Origin of the sequence: Williamsia serinedens, assembly GCF_024171725.1 — a bacterium.
Taxonomy (GTDB): Bacteria; Actinomycetota; Actinomycetes; order Mycobacteriales; family Mycobacteriaceae; genus Williamsia_A; species Williamsia_A serinedens.
The window spans coordinates 332,626-350,544 of sequence record NZ_JAMTCG010000004.1; the positions used below are offsets into that span (position 1 = coordinate 332,626).

A 17,919-nucleotide genomic window follows, 5' to 3' on the forward strand; every position below is an offset into this window, starting at 1 on the left:
CGCAGCGACTCATGACGCAGCGCAGCGCGACCTGACCGTGTCCGCGGCATCTGCCAGACTGCACGCATGAGCGAACAGCATCCCGGCGACGATCGCGTCTCGCTGGGCAAGGGGGACCCCGACCCGTCGGCGTGGACCCCCGCACCGGAGCCGTACCCGCCACCGGCCGCCTACCCACCGCCGACACAGCCGTACCCGTCGTCGGCGCCGTGGGGACAGACGGAACAGCATCCGCAGGCGCCCTACGACCAGCAGCTGTACGGCGGGCAGTACTCCCAGCCTCCGCAGTACGCGCAGCAGCCCTACGGGCAGCCGGCGTACACCCCCGGCGGGTACGGATACGACCCGTCGGCGCCCTACGGCCGGGATCCGCTGACCGGGCAGCCGCTGTCGGACAAGTCGAAGGTCGTCGCCGGGCTGCTGCAGTTCTTCCTCGGCTGGCTCGGCATCGGCCGGTTCTACATGGGGTCGACGGCGATCGGCGTCTGTCAGCTGGTGCTGTTCCTCGTCGCCGTGGTGACGTTCGTGTTCATCATCGGGATGTTCCTGTGGTTCGCGCTCGCGCTGTGGGCGTTCATCGACGCGATCGTCATCCTCGTCGGCAGCCCCCGCGACGGGCAGGGCCTCCTGCTGCGATCCTGACGCTCAGCAGCAAGGCGGCGGAGCCGGGCGCTCGCGCACGTCGCGGGTGACCTCGGCACGCCGCGCCCACTCCGAGGCGGGCGGGTAGTCGACCCCGACGAGGGTCAGTCCTCGCGCCGGTGCGACCGGGACGTCGGGTGTGCGCTGCGTCTGCTCGAGCAGTCCCGTGCACCATGAGATGTCCCGGCGTCCCTCGCCGACGGCCGCGACCGCGCCGACGAGCGACCGCACCATCGACCAGCAGAACGCGTCCGCACTCACCTGCGCGATCAGCACCCCGTCGTCGGCGCGCTCCCAGGTGAATCGCTGCAGGTCGCGGATCGTCGTCGCCCCCTCGCGTCGCCGGCAGAACGCGGCGAAGTCGTGCAGACCCACGAGCGTCCGCGCTGCGGCGGCCATCGCCGCGACGTCGAGCGGTCGCGGCCAGGCGGCGGTGTCGCGGGCGCGGACCGGTTCCGCGCCGAATGCGGCGTCGGTCAGCCGGTACCGGTAGTGACGACGCAGCGCGGCGAACCGGGCGTCGAAGGCGCCGTCGACGACCTGCACGGCGGTGATGCGGACGTCGTCGGGCAGCATCTTCGCCAGTCGCCGCACCAGCCGGGACGGGTCGCCGGCGATCGAGCGCGTTTTCAACGCCGACTCGGGGACGTCGGCGTGGGCGACCTGGCCGGTGGCGTGCACCCCGGCGTCGGTCCGCCCGGCGACCGTCAGCGAGACCGGTGTCCGCAGAACGGTTCCCAGCGTGTCCTCGAGGGTCGCGCACACCGTGCGGTGGCCGGGCTGGCGTGCCCAGCCCGTGAAGTCGGTGCCGTCGTAGGCGACGTCGAACCGGAGGCGGACGGATGCCGGAGGCGGGCCCGACAGACGGGCGAGCCCGCCGCCGACGGTGTCGGGGGCGGGCTCGGCCGGTGTGCTCACGCTGGGCGCGACGTCACTTGTCGTCGGACTTCTTCTCGTCCGACTCGTCGACGATCTCCGCGGCGCTCTCGGCCCAGGTCTCCTCGGTGGTTCCCTCGGCGACGGCGTCGGCGTTCTCCACGGCCTCGGCCGGGGCCTCCGCCTCGACCTGTGCGACGACGTTGTTCTCGTCCTCGGCGGCCTCGGCGGCGGTGTCCGCGGCCGAGCTGTCCGAGGTCTCGGCGGCAGCCGGGGCGGCGGCCTTCGAGGCGGCGACGCGGGTCGCGCGGCTGGCCTCGCTGGACGCGGTCGGACCGCTCACCAGCTCGATGACGGCCATCGGCGCGTTGTCACCCTTGCGGGGCAGCGTCTTCACGATGCGGGTGTACCCGCCGTCGCGCTCGGCGAACGAGGGGCCGATCTCCGCGAAGAGCTTGTGCACGACGTCCTTGTCGCGGATGTCCTTGAGCACCTCACGACGGTGGGCGAGGGTGCCCGCCTTGGCGTGGGTGATCAGCTTCTCCGCGTACGGCCGCAGGCGCTTGGCCTTGGCCTCGGTGGTCGTGATCCGCTCGTGCTCGAACAGCGACGTGGCGAGGTTCGCCAGCATCGCCTTCTGGTGCGAGGCCGACCCGCCGAGACGGGCGCCCTTGGTGGGCTTGGGCATCGGTGTCTCCTTGTAAGACGCTCACGGCCTCTCGGCCGGGAGAAGGTAGGGCGCAGCTCGTCAGAGCTGCTCGGTCTCTGCGTAATCCTCGCCCGAGTCGGCATCGGAGAACGATGCGTCGTCGGACCACGTACCCGTGCTCGCGTCGTACCCGGCGACCTGCGACGGGTCGAAGCTCGCGGGGCTGTCCTTCAGCGACAGGCCCAGCGTGTGGAGCTTGACCTTCACCTCGTCGATCGACTTCTGCCCGAAGTTGCGGATGTCGAGCAGATCCGACTCGGTGCGGGCGACCAGCTCGCCGACGGTGTGCACACCCTCGCGCTTGAGGCAGTTGTACGAGCGCACCGTGAGCTCGAGGTCCTCGATCGGCAGGCTGAACGAGGCGATGTGGTCCGCCTCGGCCGGCGACGGCCCGATCTCGATTCCCTCGGCCTCGACGTTGAGCTCGCGCGCCAGCCCGAACAGCTCCACGAGGGTCTTGCCGGCCGAGGCCAGCGCGTCCCGCGCGGTGATCGAGTTCTTGGTCTCGACGTCGAGGACGAGACGGTCGAAGTCGGTGCGCTGCTCGACACGGGTGGCCTCGACCTTGTAGGTCACCTTGAGCACGGGCGAGTAGATCGAGTCGACCGGGATGCGGCCGATCTCGGCGCCCGACGCCTTGTTCTGCACGGCCGGCACGTAGCCGCGGCCCCGCTCGACGACCAGCTCGATCTCGAGCTTGCCCTTGTCGTTCAGGGTCGCGATGTGCAGGTCGGGGTTGTGCACGGTGACACCGGCCGGCGGCACGATGTCGGCACCGGTGACGGTGCCCGGCCCCTGCTTGCGGACGTACATCGTGACCGGCTCGTCCTCCTCGGAGGACACCACGAGGCCCTTGAGGTTCAGGATGATGTCGGTGACGTCCTCCTTGACCCCCGGCACGGTGGTGAACTCGTGGAGCACGCCGTCGATCCGGATGCTGGTGACCGCCGCGCCCGGGATGGACGACAGCAGGGTGCGCCGCAGCGAGTTGCCCAGGGTGTAGCCGAAGCCGGGCTCGAGCGGTTCGATGACGAACTTCGACCGGTTCTCGGCCAGCGTCTCCTCGGACAGGGTGGGTCGCTGTGAGATGAGCATGGGTGGTAAGTCCTCCTGTGTGGGCATCCGCCATATGACGCCCTCGGGTGCCCGGCGACGATCGACGTCGGGCGAGGTCGTCCCCCACCGGTGACCCGGCGGGGGACGGCACGCGTGTTACTTCGAGTAGAACTCGACGATCAGCTGCTCGGTGAGCGGCACGTCGATCTGGCCGCGGTCGGGCACCTGGTGCACGAGGATCCGCAGCGTCGACGGGACGACCTGCAGCCACCCCGGGACCGGACGCTCGCCCTGGATCTCCTTGGCGATCTGGAACGGCACGGTCTGCAGCGACTTCGGACGGACGTCGATGATGTCGTACTGCGAGACGCGGTAGCTGGGCACGTCGACCTTCACACCGTTGACGGTGAAGTGGCCGTGGCTGACCATCTGCCGCGCCTGACGACGCGTGCGGGCCAGGCCCGCGCGGTACACGACGTTGTCGAGACGGGTCTCGAGGATGCGCAGCAGCTCGTCACCGGTCTTGCCGGTGCGGCGGTTGGCCTCCTCGTAGTAGCGACGGAACTGCTTCTCGAGCACGCCGTAGGTGAAGCGGGCCTTCTGCTTCTCCTGCAGCTGGAGCAGGTACTCGCTCTCCTTGATCCGCGCGCGGCCGTGCTGGCCGGGCGGGTAGGGGCGACGTTCGAATGCCTGGTCTCCACCGACGAGGTCGACGCGCAGGCGGCGCGACTTCTTGGTGGCGGGTCCGGTGTAACGAGCCATGAGTGGGTTCCTTCCCTTCCCGACTAGACCCGGCGCCGCTTGGGCGGGCGGCAGCCGTTGTGGGGGGCGGGGGTGACGTCGGAGATGGTGCCCACCTCGAGGCCGGCGGCCTGCAGCGAGCGGATCGCGGTCTCACGGCCCGAACCCGGGCCCTTGACGAACACGTCGACCTTCTTGACGCCGTTCTCCTGCGCCTTGCGGGCAGCGTTCTCGGCGGCGAGCTGCGCGGCGAACGGGGTGCTCTTGCGCGAGCCCTTGAAGCCGACGTGGCCCGAGGACGCCCAGGAGATCACGTTGCCCGCAGGGTCGGTGATCGAGACGATCGTGTTGTTGAACGTGGACTTGATGTGCGCGTGGCCGTGCGGGACGTTCTTCTTCTCGCGACGACGCGAGGTGCCCTTCTTGGGCCCGGCAGCGCGTGACTTCGGAGGCATGCGTTACTTCTTCTTCCCGGCGATGGTCTTCTTGGGGCCCTTGCGGGTGCGGGCGTTGGTCTTGGTGCGCTGACCACGCACGGGCAGACCACGGCGGTGCCGCAGGCCCTGGTAGCAGCCGATCTCGATCTTGCGACGGATGTCGCCCTGGACCTCGCGGCGCAGGTCACCCTCGACCTGCACGGACGCCTCGATGTACTCGCGGAGCTTCGCGACGTCGGCGTCGGTGAGGTCCTTGGCGCGCAGATCGGGGCTGAGCCCGGTACCCGCGAGGATCTCCTTCGAGGTGGTACGACCCACTCCGTAGATGTAGGTCAGTGCGATCTCCAGGCGCTTCTCGCGCGGGAGATCCACACCGGCAACACGTGCCATGTGGTGATTCCTTTTCGGTTCGAAGGTCTGCTCCCGGTCCGTCCCCCGTGTGGGGCTCCGGCCTTCGTCCAGAGGTGGCCGGGGACTCGTCTGTCCCCGGTGGCGCCGGGAGTCTCATCTGTCGATGTTCAGTTGTGTGTCACTCAAGCGACCGCGGGGCCCCGAGGAGCCCGGTGCAGATCAGCCCTGACGCTGCTTGTGGCGCAGGTTGTCGCAGATCACCATGACCCGGCCGTTGCGGCGGATCACCTTGCACTTCTCGCAGATCGGCTTGACGCTCGGGTTGACCTTCACGTCGGTGCCTCTCGGGATGTTGTGTGGCGCTTACTTGTACCGGTAGACGATGCGTCCGCGGGCGAGGTCGTAGGGCGACAGCTCCACGACGACGCGATCCTCGGGGAGGATGCGGATGTAGTGCTGACGCATCTTGCCGCTGATATGCGCGAGCACCTTGTGCCCGTTCTCCAGCTCGATGCGGAACATCGCGTTCGGCAGAGGCTCGACCACGCGACCCTCCACCTCGATGGCGCCGTCCTTCTTTGCCATGTCCTCCACAATCCGGTCCGGACCCGGGCGGTGCCGTGCGGCATCGCCCGCGAAGCGGACTCGTCGTCTACCGTGTCGGTACGCGTAATCCCGACGACGACCGGCCGCGAGCGGCAGGCAACCATCGGTGGACACGCACCAGCGCTCCACTGTACGCGTCTGCGCAGGTGTGGGCCAAATCCGTCCGCGGACTACCCCGCCGGCAGCTGCTCCAGCACGTCGGTGACGTCCTCGGCCCCCAGTACCTGGATGGCGACGTGGTCGGCGCCGGCCGCCAGGTGGGCGTCCACCTGATCACGGATCTGCTCCCCCGTGCCGTGCGCGACGAGGGCGTCGATGAGCGCGTCGCTCCCGCCGTCGGCGATGTCGTCGTCCGTCCAGCCGAGCCGCTTGAGGTTGGCGACGTAGTTCCGCAGGTGCAGGTAGGGCTTGTTCACCGGCGGGCGCCCGATCGACCGTGCCGTCTCGGGGTCGCTCTCGAGGACGATCTTGTGTTCGGGCGCGAGGAACGCGTCCGGTCCGAGGATCTCCCGCGCGTACCGGGTGTGCTCGGGCTGTGTGAGGTAGGGGTGTGCGCCGAGCGCGCGGTCGGCCGAGAGCTTGAGCATCTTCGGCCCGAGGGCCGCGAGGACCCGGCGCTCGACGGGCAGTCCGCCCTCGTCGAGCCTGTCGAGGTAGTCGACCATCGAGTCGTACGGCGAAGCGTACTCCTGCGTGGCCTCGCGGTGGCCGACGCCGACGCCGAGGAAGAAGCGGCCGGGGAAGTCCTTGTCGAGGTCGGCGAACTCGCGTGCGATCGCGAGCGGATCGGTGTTCCAGATGTTGGTGATCCCGGTGGCGACGCGGATGGAGTCCGTCGCCGCGAGGACCCTGCGCGCGGGGGCGAGGTCCTCCGGTGAACCGCCCAGCCAGATGGTGCCGTAGCCGAGTTGCTCGACCCGCGCCGCCTGGTGCGGGGTCAACCCGCCGTGCCAGATCCAGATGCCGTGGGTCCCGAAACCGTGCTTGTCCGCGGTGCTCATGGAAACGACAACGGCGGCGGAGCGCAGTTGCTTCCGCGTCGGACGGTCCGGGGTCAGGCCGTGTGCAGGTGGGCGACGAGCGTCGCCGGGTGTGCCGCGAACGCTCGCGACAGCCGCACGGCGAGCCCGACCGAGATCGCGCGGGTCCCGCTCTCGCGCGAGCCGTCGGCGAGGACGACCAGGAGGTCGTCGACCGATCCCATCACCGCGACCCAGTCGGCCAGCACGGCCGCCGGCGACTCCCCCGGCTCGGCGTCGAGGATCACCAGGTCGACCAGCGGGTGCTCGGCGTGCCACATCCGCCGCAGGTCCTGGTGGTCGGTGCCGCGCGGGCAGACGTGGACCGCACGGACCATGCGTCCGAAGCACCGGGCACGGACGACGGCCTCGTGGCAGGGGGCGCGGACGTCGTCGACGGGCAGGATCACGACGCCTCGCGCGGACAGGGCGATGTCGGAGGTGCAGGTCGGGCGGATGCGGTGAGCGGTGGTCACCGGACAACGGTCGTCCCGCTCTCCCCCACGCGACCACCGTCTGAACGCGATCTCGACACCGCGCAGAGCGATCTTGACGCCGTCCTGACGCCGTCGTCGCGGTGTCACTAGCGTTCGCGTCATGAAGGCGGTGGTGACACGGGTGACGGCGGCCCACGTGGAGGTCGACGGTGAGACCGTCGGACAGCTCGACCTCGACGACGGCGCGCAGGGCCTGCTCGTCCTGCTCGGCGCCACCCACGACGACACCGAGGACACCGTGCGCCGCATGGCCGACAAGATCTGGACCCTGCGGATCCTCGACGACGAGACGTCCGCGGCGGATCGTGGCGCACCCGTACTCGTGGTCAGCCAGTTCACGCTCTACGGCGACGTCCGCAAGGGCCGGCGGCCGTCGTGGAACGCCGCCGCGCCCGGCGACGTCGCCGAGCCACTCGTGGACCGGTTCGTGACCGCTTTGTCCGACCTCGGCGCTACCGTCGCAACCGGCCGGTTCGGCGCCCACATGCGGGTGCACAGCGTCAACGACGGACCGGTGACCATCCTGATCGAGATGTGACACACCGGGAGTCGCGATGAGCACCGTCTACTACACCGCCTCCAGCCTCGACGGCTTCGTCGTCGACGAGCACGACAGCCTCGAGTGGTTGATGCGCAACGACGTCGACGGCACCGGGTTCGGTGGCTACGACGACTTCATCGCCGGCGTCGGCGCGATCGTCATGGGCGCGTCGACCCACCGCTGGCTCGTCGAGCACGAGCCCGACGTGTGGCCGTACGAGCAGCCGACATGGGTCGTGACGAATCATCCGGATGCGGTCACCGCGCCCGGGGTGCACACCTACGCCGGTGACGTCGCCAGCCTGCACCCGCAGCTCGTCGACGCCGCCGACGGTCGCGACGTGTGGGTCGTCGGCGGCGGCGACCTCGCCGCCCAGTTCGTGGCCGCGGGCCTCGTCGACGAGATGTGGGTGCACTACGCGCCGTGCACGCTCGGCGCCGGCCGGCCCGTGCTACCCACCGCGTCGCGCTGGCGTCTGCTCGACACCGGCCGCAATCGCGACTTCGTCGGCGCCCGATGGGCCCGCGCCGACGCCTGACCCGTCAGCGGATGCGGTCGCCGCCCACCGCGTCGAACCAGTAGGTCGCGTCGTCCTCGGGAACGCGCAGGCCGACGGTGTCGCCGACCGCCACCGACCGCCGGTGATCGATCCGCACGACGACCTTCCCTCCCCGCGGTGCGACGGTCTCGTCGAGTGGGACGCAGTGCACGAACTGCTCGGCACCGAGTTCCTCGACGAGGTCGATCCGGCAGTCGAGCGTGTCCCCGGACGGCGTCGTCAGCTCCCATGACTCGGGACGCACACCGACGGTCACCGTCGTCGACGACACCGCCGACGGCGCGCGCAGCGCGAGCCCGCCGAGATGGACCGTGCGGTCGAGGACGGTGAGGTCGTCGACGAGGTTCATCGCCGGCGAGCCCATGAACCCGGCCACGAAGGCGTTGTCCGGATCGAGGTAGAGCGTCCGGGGCGCGGCGACCTGCTGCAGCAGCCCGTCCCGGAGCACCGCGACGCGGTCCCCCATCGTCATCGCCTCGACCTGGTCGTGGGTGACGTACACGGTCGTGGTGCCCAGACGCCGTTGCAACGCGGCGATCTGGGCGCGGGTGCTCACGCGCAGTTTCGCGTCGAGGTTGCTCAGCGGCTCGTCCATGCAGAAGACCTTGGGGCGCCGCACGATCGCCCGGCCCATCGCGACGCGCTGTCGCTGACCGCCCGACAACGCCGACGGCTTGCGGCCCAGGACCTCGGTCAGCTCCAGCATCGACGCCGCCTCGTCGACCGCGGTCGCGGTGTCCGCCTTGCTCATCCCCGCGTTACGCAGCGCGAAGCCCATGTTCTCCGCGACGGTCATGTTCGGGTAGAGCGCGTAGTTCTGGAACACCATCGCGACGTCACGGGCCTTCGGTGCCCGTCCGCTGACGTCGACGTCGTCGATGAGGACGCGACCGGCCTGGATCGGCTCGAGTCCGGCGAGCATCCGCAGGCTGGTGGATTTGCCGCACCCCGACGGGCCCACGAGGACGAGGAACTCCCCGTCACCGATGGACAGCGACAGCTGGTCGACGGCGGGCCGCCCGGAACCGAAGTCGCGGGTGACGGAGTCGAATTCGACGGACGCCACGGCTTACTTCGGAAGCTTCGGCGTGATCTGCCGGTCGATGATCTGCTGGATCTGCGACTGGACCGACGCCATCGTGGAGTCCACGTCGGCGTTGCGCAGACCGATCTGCTCGAAGCCGGTTCCGATGATCTTGTCGCCGCCGGGCACGAACACACGGGCGTAGTCCTGAGACGTCGTCTTGGGGAGCTGGTTCACCGCGGTGGCGAAGTTCGGGTTCTTCGCGAGGAACTGCTCGGTCGACGCCGACGTCAGCGCCGACTTGCGCACCGGCATGTAGCCGACCTTCTGCGAGAAGTAGGTGGTGTTGTCGGTGTTCGTGATGAAGTCGATGAACTTCAGCGCATTGACCTTGCGCTCGTCGCTGATCTTCGCCGGGATCGCCAGACCCGTTCCGCCGGTGACACATCCGGGCCCGTTCGGCGCGGGCAGGAACGCCGTGCCGACGTCGAACTTGGCGTTCTTCGCGATACCCGAGAGGTCCCCGGTGGACGCGATGGTCGAGGCGATGATCCCGGCGCCGAAGTCGTTGGCGATGTCGTTGGAGATCGCCGCGTACTTCTTGTCGTGGATGGAGCTCCGCAGGTAGTTCGCGGCGGCGATGGTGCCCGGTTCGGTGAACTTCAGGTCGAACTGGTCGGAGTACCGGCCGCCGAACGTGCGCACCGGCCCCTGGAACGTCCAGCCGAGGTAGTCGGTGGCGTTGCCCCAGCCGTGGGCGAGTTTGCCCGAGCCGACGACGTCCTGCAGGCGCGGACCCCACTCGTCGAACTCCTGCCAGCTCGTCGGCCCCCGGTCCGGCAGTCCGGCTTGCTGCCACACGGCCTTGTTGTAGTAGAAGAGCGGGGTCGACCGTGCGTACGGCAGTGCCCAGTGCTTGTTGTTCCAGGCGTAGTCGGCGTAGAGCGAGTCGACGTAGTCCGAGGTGTTCACCGACGCCTTGCCGAAGAGGTCGTCGAGCGGTGCGATCGCACCGATGAGCGCGAAGTTGAACCACCAGACGTCGGAGAGCATCACGACGTCGGGCAGGGCACCACCCGACAGAGCCGCGTTGAACTTCTGTGCCACCTCCTCGTAGTTCTTGCCGCCGTCGACGAGCTGGACCGTCAGCGAGGGGTTCGCCTGCTGGAAGCGGGTGATCAGGTCCTTCTCGACGTCGGTCGACTTGCCGGGGTGGCTCGACCACCACGTGATGGTGTTCGAGTTCCCTCCGCCCGACCCACTCCCGGAGTTGCCGGACCCGACGCAGGCGGTGAGGACGGCACCCGCGGCGGCGGTGACGCCTGCGGCGAGGAAGCCGCGACGGCTCAGTTCGACCATGGCTGTGACTCTTTCTGTTCGAGCGGGGTGTGGCGGTGCGCCGGAGTCGTCATCCCTTGACGGCGCCGGAGGTGAGGCCGCGGATCATCTGGCGCTGCAGCACCAGGAACACGGCGAGGACGGGGATCATCGCGAGGACCGTCGCGGCCATCACGGGACCCCAGTTGGTGAGACCGTCGCTGTTCTGCAGCTTGGTCAGACCGACGGGCAGGGTCGCGACCGAGGAGTCGTCGGCCATGAGGAACGGCCAGAGGTACTCGTTCCACTCGTTGACGATGGTGATGACGGCGAAGGCGACCATCGTCGGCCCCGAGAGCGGCAGGATGATCCGCCACAGCAGCCGCAGGTGCCCGGCTCCGTCCATCCGCGCGGCCTCGATGATCTCCGCCGGGATGGACAGGAAGTGGTTGCGCATCAGGAACGTGCCGAACGCGACGCCGGCGAGCGGGACGATGATGCCCAGCAACGTGTTCCGGTACCCGAGCTGCGCGACGAGCGAGTAGTTGACGATGACGGTGATCTGGTTCGGCACCATCAGCGCGGCGATGACGACGACGAAGATCAGCCGCTTGAACGGGAAGTGCAGGAACACCAGCCCGTACGCCGACGCGATGCCCAGGACGAACTTGATGACCGCCAGCGCGCCGGTGACGATCAGCGAGTTGGTGAGGAACCGCCAGAACGGGACCGACGTCGTCGCGTCGGAGTAGTTCGACGCCGCCAACACCCGCGGCCACCAGATCGCCGGCTGGACGTAGATGTCGCCGCGCTCCTTGAACGAGGTGAGCACCACCCACGCCAACGGCACCGCGATGGCCAGGACGACGAGCACCATCGCGACGTATCCGGCGAGTTGCCCTGCACGCGTGCGGGTCACGAGACCCGCCCACGATCCATGATCCGCACCTGCGCGACCGTGACGAGCAGGAGCACGACGAACATGACTGTCGCGACGGTCGCCCCGTACCCGGCTCGGAAGTTGACGAACGACTCCTCGTAGACCTGGTAGACCATCGTCGTCGTGCCGGTGCCCAGCGGGCCTCCGCGGGTCATCACGTTGATGATGTCGAACACCTGCAGCGAGTTGAGCATCACGGTGATCGACAGGAAGTACGTCGTCGGGCGCAGCTGCGGGAGCAGGACGCGCCGGAAGTACGTCCACGACGACGCACCGTCGATCGCGGCGGCCTCGGCGAGGTCCTCCCGTCGACCCTGCAGCGCGGCGAGGTAGATGACGAAGGCGTACCCGACGTTCTTCCACAGGTAGGTCACCGTGATCATGAACAGCGCCCAGTGCGGGTCCTGGTAGAAGTCCGGCGGCAGTCCGAGCCCGAACCGGTGCATGAGGTCGCGGATGAGACCGAAGTTGGGGTCGAAGACGAACTGGAACGCGATGCCGATCGCGGCGCCGGAGATGACGAACGGCGCGAACACCACCGACCGCACCAGGTTCCGGCCACGCAGCTTCCGGTCGAGCAGGAGCGCGAGCGCCAGCCCGATGACCATCGATCCGAGAACCGCTGCGACGGTGAAGATCACCGTGTTGGCGACGATGGTGCGGGTGTCGTCGCGGGTGAACCACTCGACGTAGTTGTCGAACCCGAGGAAGCGGATGGTGTCCGAGGAGATGTTCCAGTCGTAGAACGACAGGCGGATGTTCTCGATCAGCGGGCGGTAGGTGAAGACGCCCAGCAACACCAGGTTCGGGCCGACGATGACGAGGAACAGGGCCCAGTCACGCCACGGGCGGTTCCACAGCGACCCGCCTCCGGACCGCGGCAGGGTCCGTTCGGTGTCTGCGGGCACCTCGGCACTGTCGACGGGCCGGGAGAACGGATCATGACGACCGCTCCGACGTCAGGTGAACAGTGGCCGACGCGCGGCTCAGGACGGACGAACGGTGAGGATGCGCGGGCCGTCCTCGGTCACCGCGACGGTGTGCTCCCAGTGGGCGGCGCGGGAGCCGTCGTCGGTGGTGATCGTCCAGTCGTCGGCCTCGACCGACGTCTCGGTGGTGCCGAGGGTCAGCATCGGCTCGATGGCCAGCGTGCTGCCCACGACGAGACGCGGGCCGCGACCGGGCTTGCCCTCGTTCGGCAGGAACGGGTCCATGTGCATCTGACGCCCGATGCCGTGTCCGCCGTAGCCGGACACGATGCCGAACGACCGGCCGTAGCGCTGTTCCGCCGCGCGGGTCTCGGCCTCGATCGCGTGCGAGACGTCGGTGAGGCGGTTGTCGGGCAGCATGGCGGCGATGCCCGCCTCCATGGATTCCCGTGTGGCGGCGGACAACTCGGCGTCCGCCGCGGACAGCTCCCCCACCCCGAACGTCCAGGCGGAGTCGCCGTGCCAGCCGTCGAGGATCGCGCCGCAGTCGATCGAGACGAGATCCCCCTCGGCGAGGACGACGTCGGCCGACGGGATGCCGTGCACGACGACGTCGTTGACGGAGCTGCAGATGGAACCGGGGAACCCGTGGTAGCCCTTGAACGACGGCACCGCACCCGCTCCGCGGATCACCGACTCGGCGACCTCGTCGAGTTCGAGGGTGCTGACGCCCGCCTTCGCGGCGTCGCGCACGGCGACCAGGGCCGCGCCGACCACCGCGCCCGCCGCCGCCATGGCGTCGAGTTCGCCGGCGGTTCGGAACGGCACGGTCTTCGTGCGACGCAGACCCATCAGGTCAGACGTTCAGGGCGCGCAGGACCCGCTGGTGCACCTCGCCGACGTCGCCGACGGCGTCGACGACGGTGACCTGGTCGCCGTAGTACTCGAGCAGCGGGGAGGTCTCCTTGACGTAGACCTGCATCCGGTTGCGGATGACGTCCTCGGTGTCGTCGGCGCGACCGCGGGCGAGCATCCGCTCGACCACGACGTCCTCGTCGACGACGAACGACAGCACGGCGTCGAGCGAGGTGCCGAGCTCGGCGAGGATCTCGGTCAGCGCATCGGCCTGCTCGGTCGACCGCGGGAACCCGTCGAGGATGAACCCGTTGGTGGCGTCGGGTTCCTGCACACGCGCCTTCACCATGTCCACGGTGATCTGCGACGGCACGAGGTCGCCCGCGTCGAGGTACTTCTTGGCCTCGAGCCCGATGGACGTGCCCTCGGAGATGTTGGCGCGGAACAGGTCCCCGGTCGAGACGTGCGGGATGCCCAGGCTCTCGGACAGCATCTCCGCCTGTGTGCCCTTACCGGCTCCGGGCGGGCCGAGGATCACGAGTCTCACTTCAGGAACCCTTCGTATTTGCGCTGCATGAGCTGGCTGTTGATCTGCTTCACGGTGTCCAGGCCGACGCCCACCATGATGAGCACCGCGGTGCCACCGAACGGCAGGTTCTGCACGCCACCGGAGTTGCCGATCTCGAGGAACAGGTTGGGCAGGACCGCGATCACGCCGAGGTAGATCGACCCCGGCAGGGTGATGCGGCTCAGCACGTAACCGAGGTGGTCGGCCGTGGGCTGGCCCGGACGGATGCCGGGGATGAACCCGCCGTACTTCTTCATCTCGTCGGCACGCTCGGCCGGGTTGAAGGTCACCGCCACGTAGAAGTACGTGAAGAAGATGATCATCAGGAAGTACACGGCGATGTAGACGCCATTGCTGGGGTCGACCAGGTACTGCTGGATGTACCGCTGCCACGCCGGCTGGTCGCCGGAGTTGCTCTGCGTCAGCTGAACGATCAGGTTCGGCAGGTACAGCAGTGACGAGGCGAAGATGACCGGGATGACGCCGGCCTGGTTGACCTTCAACGGCAGGTACGTCGAGGAGCCGCCGTACATCTTCCGGCCCACCATGCGTTTGGCGTACTGCACGGGTATCCGGCGCTGGCCCTGCTCGATGAACACGACGCCGGCGATGATGATCAGCGCCGCGACGATCACGAGGCCGAACACCAGGCCGCCGCGGGTGTCGAGGATCTGCTTGCCCTCGGCCGGGATGCGGGCGGCGATGCCGGCGAAGATCAGCAGCGACATGCCGTTGCCGATGCCGCGCTCGGTGATCAGCTCGCCGAACCACATGACGACGCAGGCACCGGCGGTCATGACGAGCACGATGATGATGAGCCCGAAGATGGACTGGTCGCGCAGGATCTCGGTGCCGCGCGAGCAGTCGCGCAGCAGGTCACCGCGGTCGGCGAGGGCGACGATGCCGGTCGACTGGAGCAGTGCCAGCGCCACCGTGAGGTAGCGGGTGTACTGCGTCATCTTCGCCTGGCCGGACTGGCCCTCCTTGCGGAGCTGCTCGAACCGCGGGATGACCACGGTCAGGAGCTGCACGATGATGCTCGCCGTGATGTACGGCATGATGCCGATCGCGAAGACCGACAGCTGCAGGAGCGCGCCGCCGGAGAACAGGTTGATCAGCGAGTAGATGCCGGCGGAGTTGCCGCTCGACACCTCGTTGATGCACCCGCGGACGACCTTGTAGTCGACACCCGGCGACGGGATCGTCGCGCCCAGTCGGTAGAGGACGAGAATCCCGATGACGAAGAGGATCTTCCGCCTCAGGTCCTGTGTCCGGATGGCCGAGACAACGGACGATCGCACTAATTCCTCCTGCCCAACGAACACGCCCCCCAGCGGCGTCGAGTCACCTGCCCGGGATGGTTCTGAACTCTAACAGTGGGTCCCGCGGGTCCCCGTCGAGCGCTTCTCGGCGCCCGACGGGGACTCCGACGGGTCCCCTGCGGGTCACACCAGCGTGGTGCTGCCGCCCGCGGCGGTGATCTTCTCCGTGGCCGAGGCCGAGAACTTGTTGGCCGAGACCTGGACGGCGACAGCGAGGTCACCGTCGCCGAGGACCTTCACCAGCTCGTTCTTGCGCACCGCACCCTTGGCGACGAGGTCGTCGACGCCGATGGTGCCGCCCTCGGGGAACAGGCGCGCGATGTCGCCCACGTTCACCACCTGGTACTCGGTGCGGAACTTGTTGTTGAAGCCCTTGAGCTTGGGCAGCCGCATGTGGATCGGCATCTGCCCGCCCTCGAAGGCGGCCGGCACGTTCTTGCGCGCCTTGGTGCCCTTGGTGCCGCGACCCGCGGTCTTGCCCTTGGAGCCCTCACCGCGGCCGACGCGCGTCTTGTCGGTCTTCGACCCGGGGGCGGGCCGGAGATGGTGCAGCTTGATGGTCATGACTTCTCAACCTCTTCGACGGTGACGAGGTGACGGACCACGTTGATGAGACCGCGGTTCGCCGGGGTGTCCTCGCGCACGACGCTCTGGCGGATCTTGCGCAGACCCAGGGTGCGCAGGCTGTCGCGCTGATTGCTCTTGGTGCCGATCGTGCCCTTGATCTGGGTGATCTTCAGCTCTGCCATGTCACACTCCCTGACCGGCTCGGGCCCGCAGCATGCCTGCCGGGGCGACGTCCTCGATCGGCAGACCGCGGCGGGCCGCGACCTCCTCGGGACGCTGCAGCATCTTCAGCGCCGCCACGGTGGCGTGGACGACGTTGATCGCGTTGTCGGAGCCGAGGCTCTTGGCGAGGACGTCGGAGACGCCGGCGCACTCGAGCACGGCGCGTACCGCGCCACCGGCGATCACACCGGTACCGGGCGAGGCCGGACGCAGCATGACGACACCGGCCGCGGCCTCACCCTGGACGGGGTGGGTCACGGTGCTGCCGATCAGCGGCACGCGGAAGAAGTTCTTCCGGGCCTCCTCGACACCCTTCTGGATGGCCGCGGGGACCTCTTTGGCCTTGCCGTAGCCGACACCGACCATGCCCTGGCCGTCACCCACGACGACGAGCGCCGTGAACGAGAACCGACGGCCGCCCTTGACGACCTTCGAGACACGGTTGATGGCGACGACGCGCTCGAGCTGGTTGCGGTCGCTGTCGCGGCCGCCGCGGTTGTCGCGACGGTCGTTGCCGCCGCGTCCGCCGCCACGGCGGTCGTTGCCGCCGGCAGCGCCCGCGGGGGCGTTGGGGTCGTTGGTGGCGGGTCCGGTTCCGCCGTCACGCCGTTGACGTCCCGGCATCAGATGGTCCTTCCGTGGATACGTGCAGTGGTGGTCGTGGGGGTGCTCATCAGAACTGGAGCCCTCCCTCGCGGGCGGCGTCGGCGAGAGCCGCGATGCGCCCGTGGTAGTCGCGACCACCGCGGTCGAAGACCACGGCGTCGACGCCGGCGGCCTTGGCGCGGGCGGCGATCAGCTCGCCGACCTTGGCGCTCTGCGCCGACTTGTCGCCGCCGGACGCCCGCACGTCGGCCTCGATGGTGGAGGCGGCGGCGATGGTCTTGCCGGCGAGGTCGTCGACGAGCTGCACGTGGATGTGCCGCGACGAGCGCTTCACGACCAGGCGCGGCCGCTGCGGGGTGCCGCTGATCTTCTTGCGGAGGCGGAAGCGGCGACGCGCCACGGACCGCCGACGGCGGGTGGAGACGTCCTTGCCCACCGGGGTGTGCTGCTTGGTGTCACTCATGTCACTTACCCGTCTTTCCGACCTTGCGCCGGATCTGCTCGCCCTCGTAGCGGATGCCCTTGCCCTTGTAGGGGTCCGGGCGCCGGAGGCGGCGGATGTTGGCGGCGATCTGGCCGACCTGCTGCTTGTCGATGCCCGAGACCGAGAACTTCGTCGGCGACTCGACCGCGAAGGTGATGCCCTCGGGCGCGGTGATGGGCACCGGGTGGCTGTAGCCGAGCGCGAACTCGAGGTCGCGGCCCTTCAGCTGCACGCGGTAGCCGACGCCGAAGATCTCCATCTTCGTCGTGTAGCCCTGCGTCACACCGACGACCAGGTTGTTGATGAGCGAGCGGCTCAGGCCGTGCAGGGCCCGGCTACGACGCTCGTCGTCGGGGCGGGTGACGACGATGGCGCCGTCCTCGGTCGCCACGTCGATCGGCTCCGAGACGGTCAGCGCGAGCTCACCCTTCGGACCCTTGACGCGGACGTCGCGGCCCTCGATCTTCACGTCCACTCCGGCCGGGATGGCGACCGGGTTCTTTCCAATACGCGACATGTCTATCGGCCCCTTACCAGACGTAGGCGAGGACTTCGCCGCCCACGCCCTGGTTGGCTGCCTGGCGGTCGGTCAGCAGGCCGGAGGACGTGGAGATGATGGCCACGCCCAGGCCGCCGAGCACCTTCGGCAGGTTGGTGGACTTCGCGTACACCCGGAGGCCGGGCTTGGAGACGCGCCGCAGACCGGCGATGCTCCGCTCACGGCTCGGGCCGTACTTGAGGGTGACGACGAGGTTCTTGCCGACCTCCGCATCCTCGGTGCGGTAGTCGGTGATGTAGCCCTCGCGCTTGAGGATCTCGGCGATGTTCACCTTGATCTTCGACGACGGCAGGGTCACCTCGTCGTGGAACGCCGAGTTGGCGTTGCGCAGACGCGTCAAGAAGTCTGCGATCGGATCAGTCATGGTCATGAGTGACCGTCAACCTTTCTCGTGGCGGTTCCCATGCAGCACGCTCGCGCCGGTTCCGCCGATGTCGTGCGACATCAGCGGCCTGTCCCGTGACGTGGTGGGCCTTCCACGAAGTCGGATTC

General features: G+C 68.8%; 26 protein-coding genes. 3 read left to right on the forward strand and 23 right to left on the reverse strand.

All coding sequences use genetic code 11. The features are described 5' to 3' along the window. Positions 1–66: 66 nt before the first annotated feature. Complete coding sequence (locus LX12_RS12635; protein WP_253654898.1) at positions 67–642, forward strand: NINE protein; 576 nt, start codon at positions 67–69, stop codon at positions 640–642. Between the two features lie 3 nt (positions 643–645). Here the strand turns inward: LX12_RS12635 and truA are convergent, their stop codons facing one another. The 10 genes from truA to LX12_RS12685 form a co-directional block, all read right to left on the reverse strand. After that, positions 646–1,506, reverse strand: a complete 861-nt coding sequence (gene truA, locus LX12_RS12640) for a tRNA pseudouridine(38-40) synthase TruA (RefSeq protein ID WP_253655112.1) — start codon at positions 1,504–1,506, stop codon at positions 646–648. A gap of 67 nt (positions 1,507–1,573) precedes the next feature. After that, positions 1,574–2,206 (reverse strand): 50S ribosomal protein L17, encoded by a 633-nt coding sequence (rplQ, locus tag LX12_RS12645; RefSeq protein ID WP_253654899.1) that lies wholly within the window; start codon positions 2,204–2,206, stop codon positions 1,574–1,576. A gap of 60 nt (positions 2,207–2,266) precedes the next feature. Continuing rightward, positions 2,267–3,322, reverse strand: a complete 1,056-nt coding sequence (locus tag LX12_RS12650) for a DNA-directed RNA polymerase subunit alpha (protein ID WP_253654900.1) — start codon at positions 3,320–3,322, stop codon at positions 2,267–2,269. Positions 3,323–3,439: 117 nt separating this feature from the next. Continuing rightward, complete coding sequence (rpsD, locus tag LX12_RS12655; RefSeq protein WP_253654901.1) at positions 3,440–4,045, reverse strand: 30S ribosomal protein S4; 606 nt, start codon at positions 4,043–4,045, stop codon at positions 3,440–3,442. 23 nt (positions 4,046–4,068) lie between these two features. Further along, on the reverse strand, positions 4,069–4,479 hold the full coding sequence (rpsK, locus tag LX12_RS12660; protein ID WP_253647524.1) for a 30S ribosomal protein S11: 411 nt from the start codon (positions 4,477–4,479) through the stop codon (positions 4,069–4,071). Between the two features lie 3 nt (positions 4,480–4,482). Beyond that, on the reverse strand, positions 4,483–4,851 hold the full coding sequence (rpsM, locus tag LX12_RS12665) for a 30S ribosomal protein S13 (RefSeq protein WP_253654902.1): 369 nt from the start codon (positions 4,849–4,851) through the stop codon (positions 4,483–4,485). A 180-nt stretch (positions 4,852–5,031) separates the two neighbouring features. Further along, positions 5,032–5,145 carry a 50S ribosomal protein L36 gene (rpmJ, locus tag LX12_RS12670; protein ID WP_013127970.1) on the reverse strand — a complete coding sequence of 38 codons (114 nt, stop codon included), beginning with the start codon at positions 5,143–5,145 and terminating at the stop codon, positions 5,032–5,034. 30 nt (positions 5,146–5,175) lie between these two features. Further along, positions 5,176–5,397, reverse strand: a complete 222-nt coding sequence (gene infA / locus LX12_RS12675; RefSeq protein WP_007616247.1) for a translation initiation factor IF-1 — start codon at positions 5,395–5,397, stop codon at positions 5,176–5,178. Between the two features lie 191 nt (positions 5,398–5,588). Then, positions 5,589–6,419: an LLM class F420-dependent oxidoreductase gene (locus LX12_RS12680; protein WP_253654903.1), complete on the reverse strand. Its 831-nt coding sequence runs from the start codon at positions 6,417–6,419 to the stop codon at positions 5,589–5,591. A gap of 53 nt (positions 6,420–6,472) precedes the next feature. Continuing rightward, on the reverse strand, positions 6,473–6,913 hold the full coding sequence (locus LX12_RS12685) for a hypothetical protein (protein ID WP_253654904.1): 441 nt from the start codon (positions 6,911–6,913) through the stop codon (positions 6,473–6,475). A gap of 121 nt (positions 6,914–7,034) precedes the next feature. Here LX12_RS12685 and dtd point away from each other — a divergent pair, with 121 nt between their 5' ends. Both dtd and LX12_RS12695 read left to right on the forward strand, forming a co-directional pair. Next, complete coding sequence (gene dtd, locus LX12_RS12690) at positions 7,035–7,472, forward strand: D-aminoacyl-tRNA deacylase (protein ID WP_253654905.1); 438 nt, start codon at positions 7,035–7,037, stop codon at positions 7,470–7,472. Between the two features lie 16 nt (positions 7,473–7,488). Next, entirely contained in the window at positions 7,489–8,013 is a 525-nt protein-coding gene (locus tag LX12_RS12695) for a dihydrofolate reductase family protein (RefSeq protein ID WP_253654906.1), read from the forward strand. A gap of 4 nt (positions 8,014–8,017) precedes the next feature. Here the strand turns inward: LX12_RS12695 and LX12_RS12700 are convergent, their stop codons facing one another. From LX12_RS12700 to rpsH, 13 genes are all read right to left on the reverse strand, one after another. Beyond that, positions 8,018–9,100: an ABC transporter ATP-binding protein gene (locus tag LX12_RS12700; protein WP_253654907.1), complete on the reverse strand. Its 1,083-nt coding sequence runs from the start codon at positions 9,098–9,100 to the stop codon at positions 8,018–8,020. 3 nt (positions 9,101–9,103) lie between these two features. Next, complete coding sequence (locus LX12_RS12705) at positions 9,104–10,417, reverse strand: ABC transporter substrate-binding protein (RefSeq protein ID WP_253654908.1); 1,314 nt, start codon at positions 10,415–10,417, stop codon at positions 9,104–9,106. Between the two features lie 49 nt (positions 10,418–10,466). Next, positions 10,467–11,252, reverse strand: a complete 786-nt coding sequence (locus tag LX12_RS12710; protein WP_253655113.1) for a carbohydrate ABC transporter permease — start codon at positions 11,250–11,252, stop codon at positions 10,467–10,469. Between the two features lie 38 nt (positions 11,253–11,290). Then, positions 11,291–12,223, reverse strand: coding sequence for a carbohydrate ABC transporter permease (locus LX12_RS12715; protein ID WP_253654909.1), 933 nt, complete (start codon positions 12,221–12,223; stop codon positions 11,291–11,293). Positions 12,224–12,301: 78 nt separating this feature from the next. Beyond that, positions 12,302–13,096 (reverse strand): type I methionyl aminopeptidase, encoded by a 795-nt coding sequence (gene map / locus LX12_RS12720; RefSeq protein ID WP_253654910.1) that lies wholly within the window; start codon positions 13,094–13,096, stop codon positions 12,302–12,304. A gap of 4 nt (positions 13,097–13,100) precedes the next feature. Further along, a complete protein-coding gene (locus tag LX12_RS12725) occupies positions 13,101–13,646 on the reverse strand; it encodes an adenylate kinase (RefSeq protein ID WP_253654911.1) in 546 nt (181 codons plus the stop codon). Further along, positions 13,643–14,968 carry a preprotein translocase subunit SecY gene (secY, locus tag LX12_RS12730; protein WP_253654912.1) on the reverse strand — a complete coding sequence of 442 codons (1,326 nt, stop codon included), beginning with the start codon at positions 14,966–14,968 and terminating at the stop codon, positions 13,643–13,645. The genes LX12_RS12725 and secY overlap by 4 nt, the downstream gene beginning before the upstream one ends. 144 nt (positions 14,969–15,112) lie before the next feature. Continuing rightward, positions 15,113–15,553 (reverse strand): 50S ribosomal protein L15, encoded by a 441-nt coding sequence (rplO, locus tag LX12_RS12735; RefSeq protein WP_253654913.1) that lies wholly within the window; start codon positions 15,551–15,553, stop codon positions 15,113–15,115. Continuing rightward, positions 15,550–15,738: a 50S ribosomal protein L30 gene (gene rpmD / locus LX12_RS12740; protein ID WP_214242625.1), complete on the reverse strand. Its 189-nt coding sequence runs from the start codon at positions 15,736–15,738 to the stop codon at positions 15,550–15,552. The genes rplO and rpmD overlap by 4 nt, the downstream gene beginning before the upstream one ends. Before the next feature lies 1 nt (position 15,739). Then, on the reverse strand, positions 15,740–16,402 hold the full coding sequence (gene rpsE, locus LX12_RS12745) for a 30S ribosomal protein S5 (protein WP_253654914.1): 663 nt from the start codon (positions 16,400–16,402) through the stop codon (positions 15,740–15,742). Between the two features lie 49 nt (positions 16,403–16,451). Continuing rightward, on the reverse strand, positions 16,452–16,847 hold the full coding sequence (rplR, locus tag LX12_RS12750; RefSeq protein ID WP_253654915.1) for a 50S ribosomal protein L18: 396 nt from the start codon (positions 16,845–16,847) through the stop codon (positions 16,452–16,454). Between the two features lies 1 nt (position 16,848). Beyond that, positions 16,849–17,385, reverse strand: coding sequence for a 50S ribosomal protein L6 (gene rplF, locus LX12_RS12755; protein ID WP_253654916.1), 537 nt, complete (start codon positions 17,383–17,385; stop codon positions 16,849–16,851). Positions 17,386–17,398: 13 nt separating this feature from the next. Beyond that, complete coding sequence (rpsH, locus tag LX12_RS12760; protein WP_253654917.1) at positions 17,399–17,797, reverse strand: 30S ribosomal protein S8; 399 nt, start codon at positions 17,795–17,797, stop codon at positions 17,399–17,401. Between the last annotated feature and the right edge of the window lie 122 nt (positions 17,798–17,919).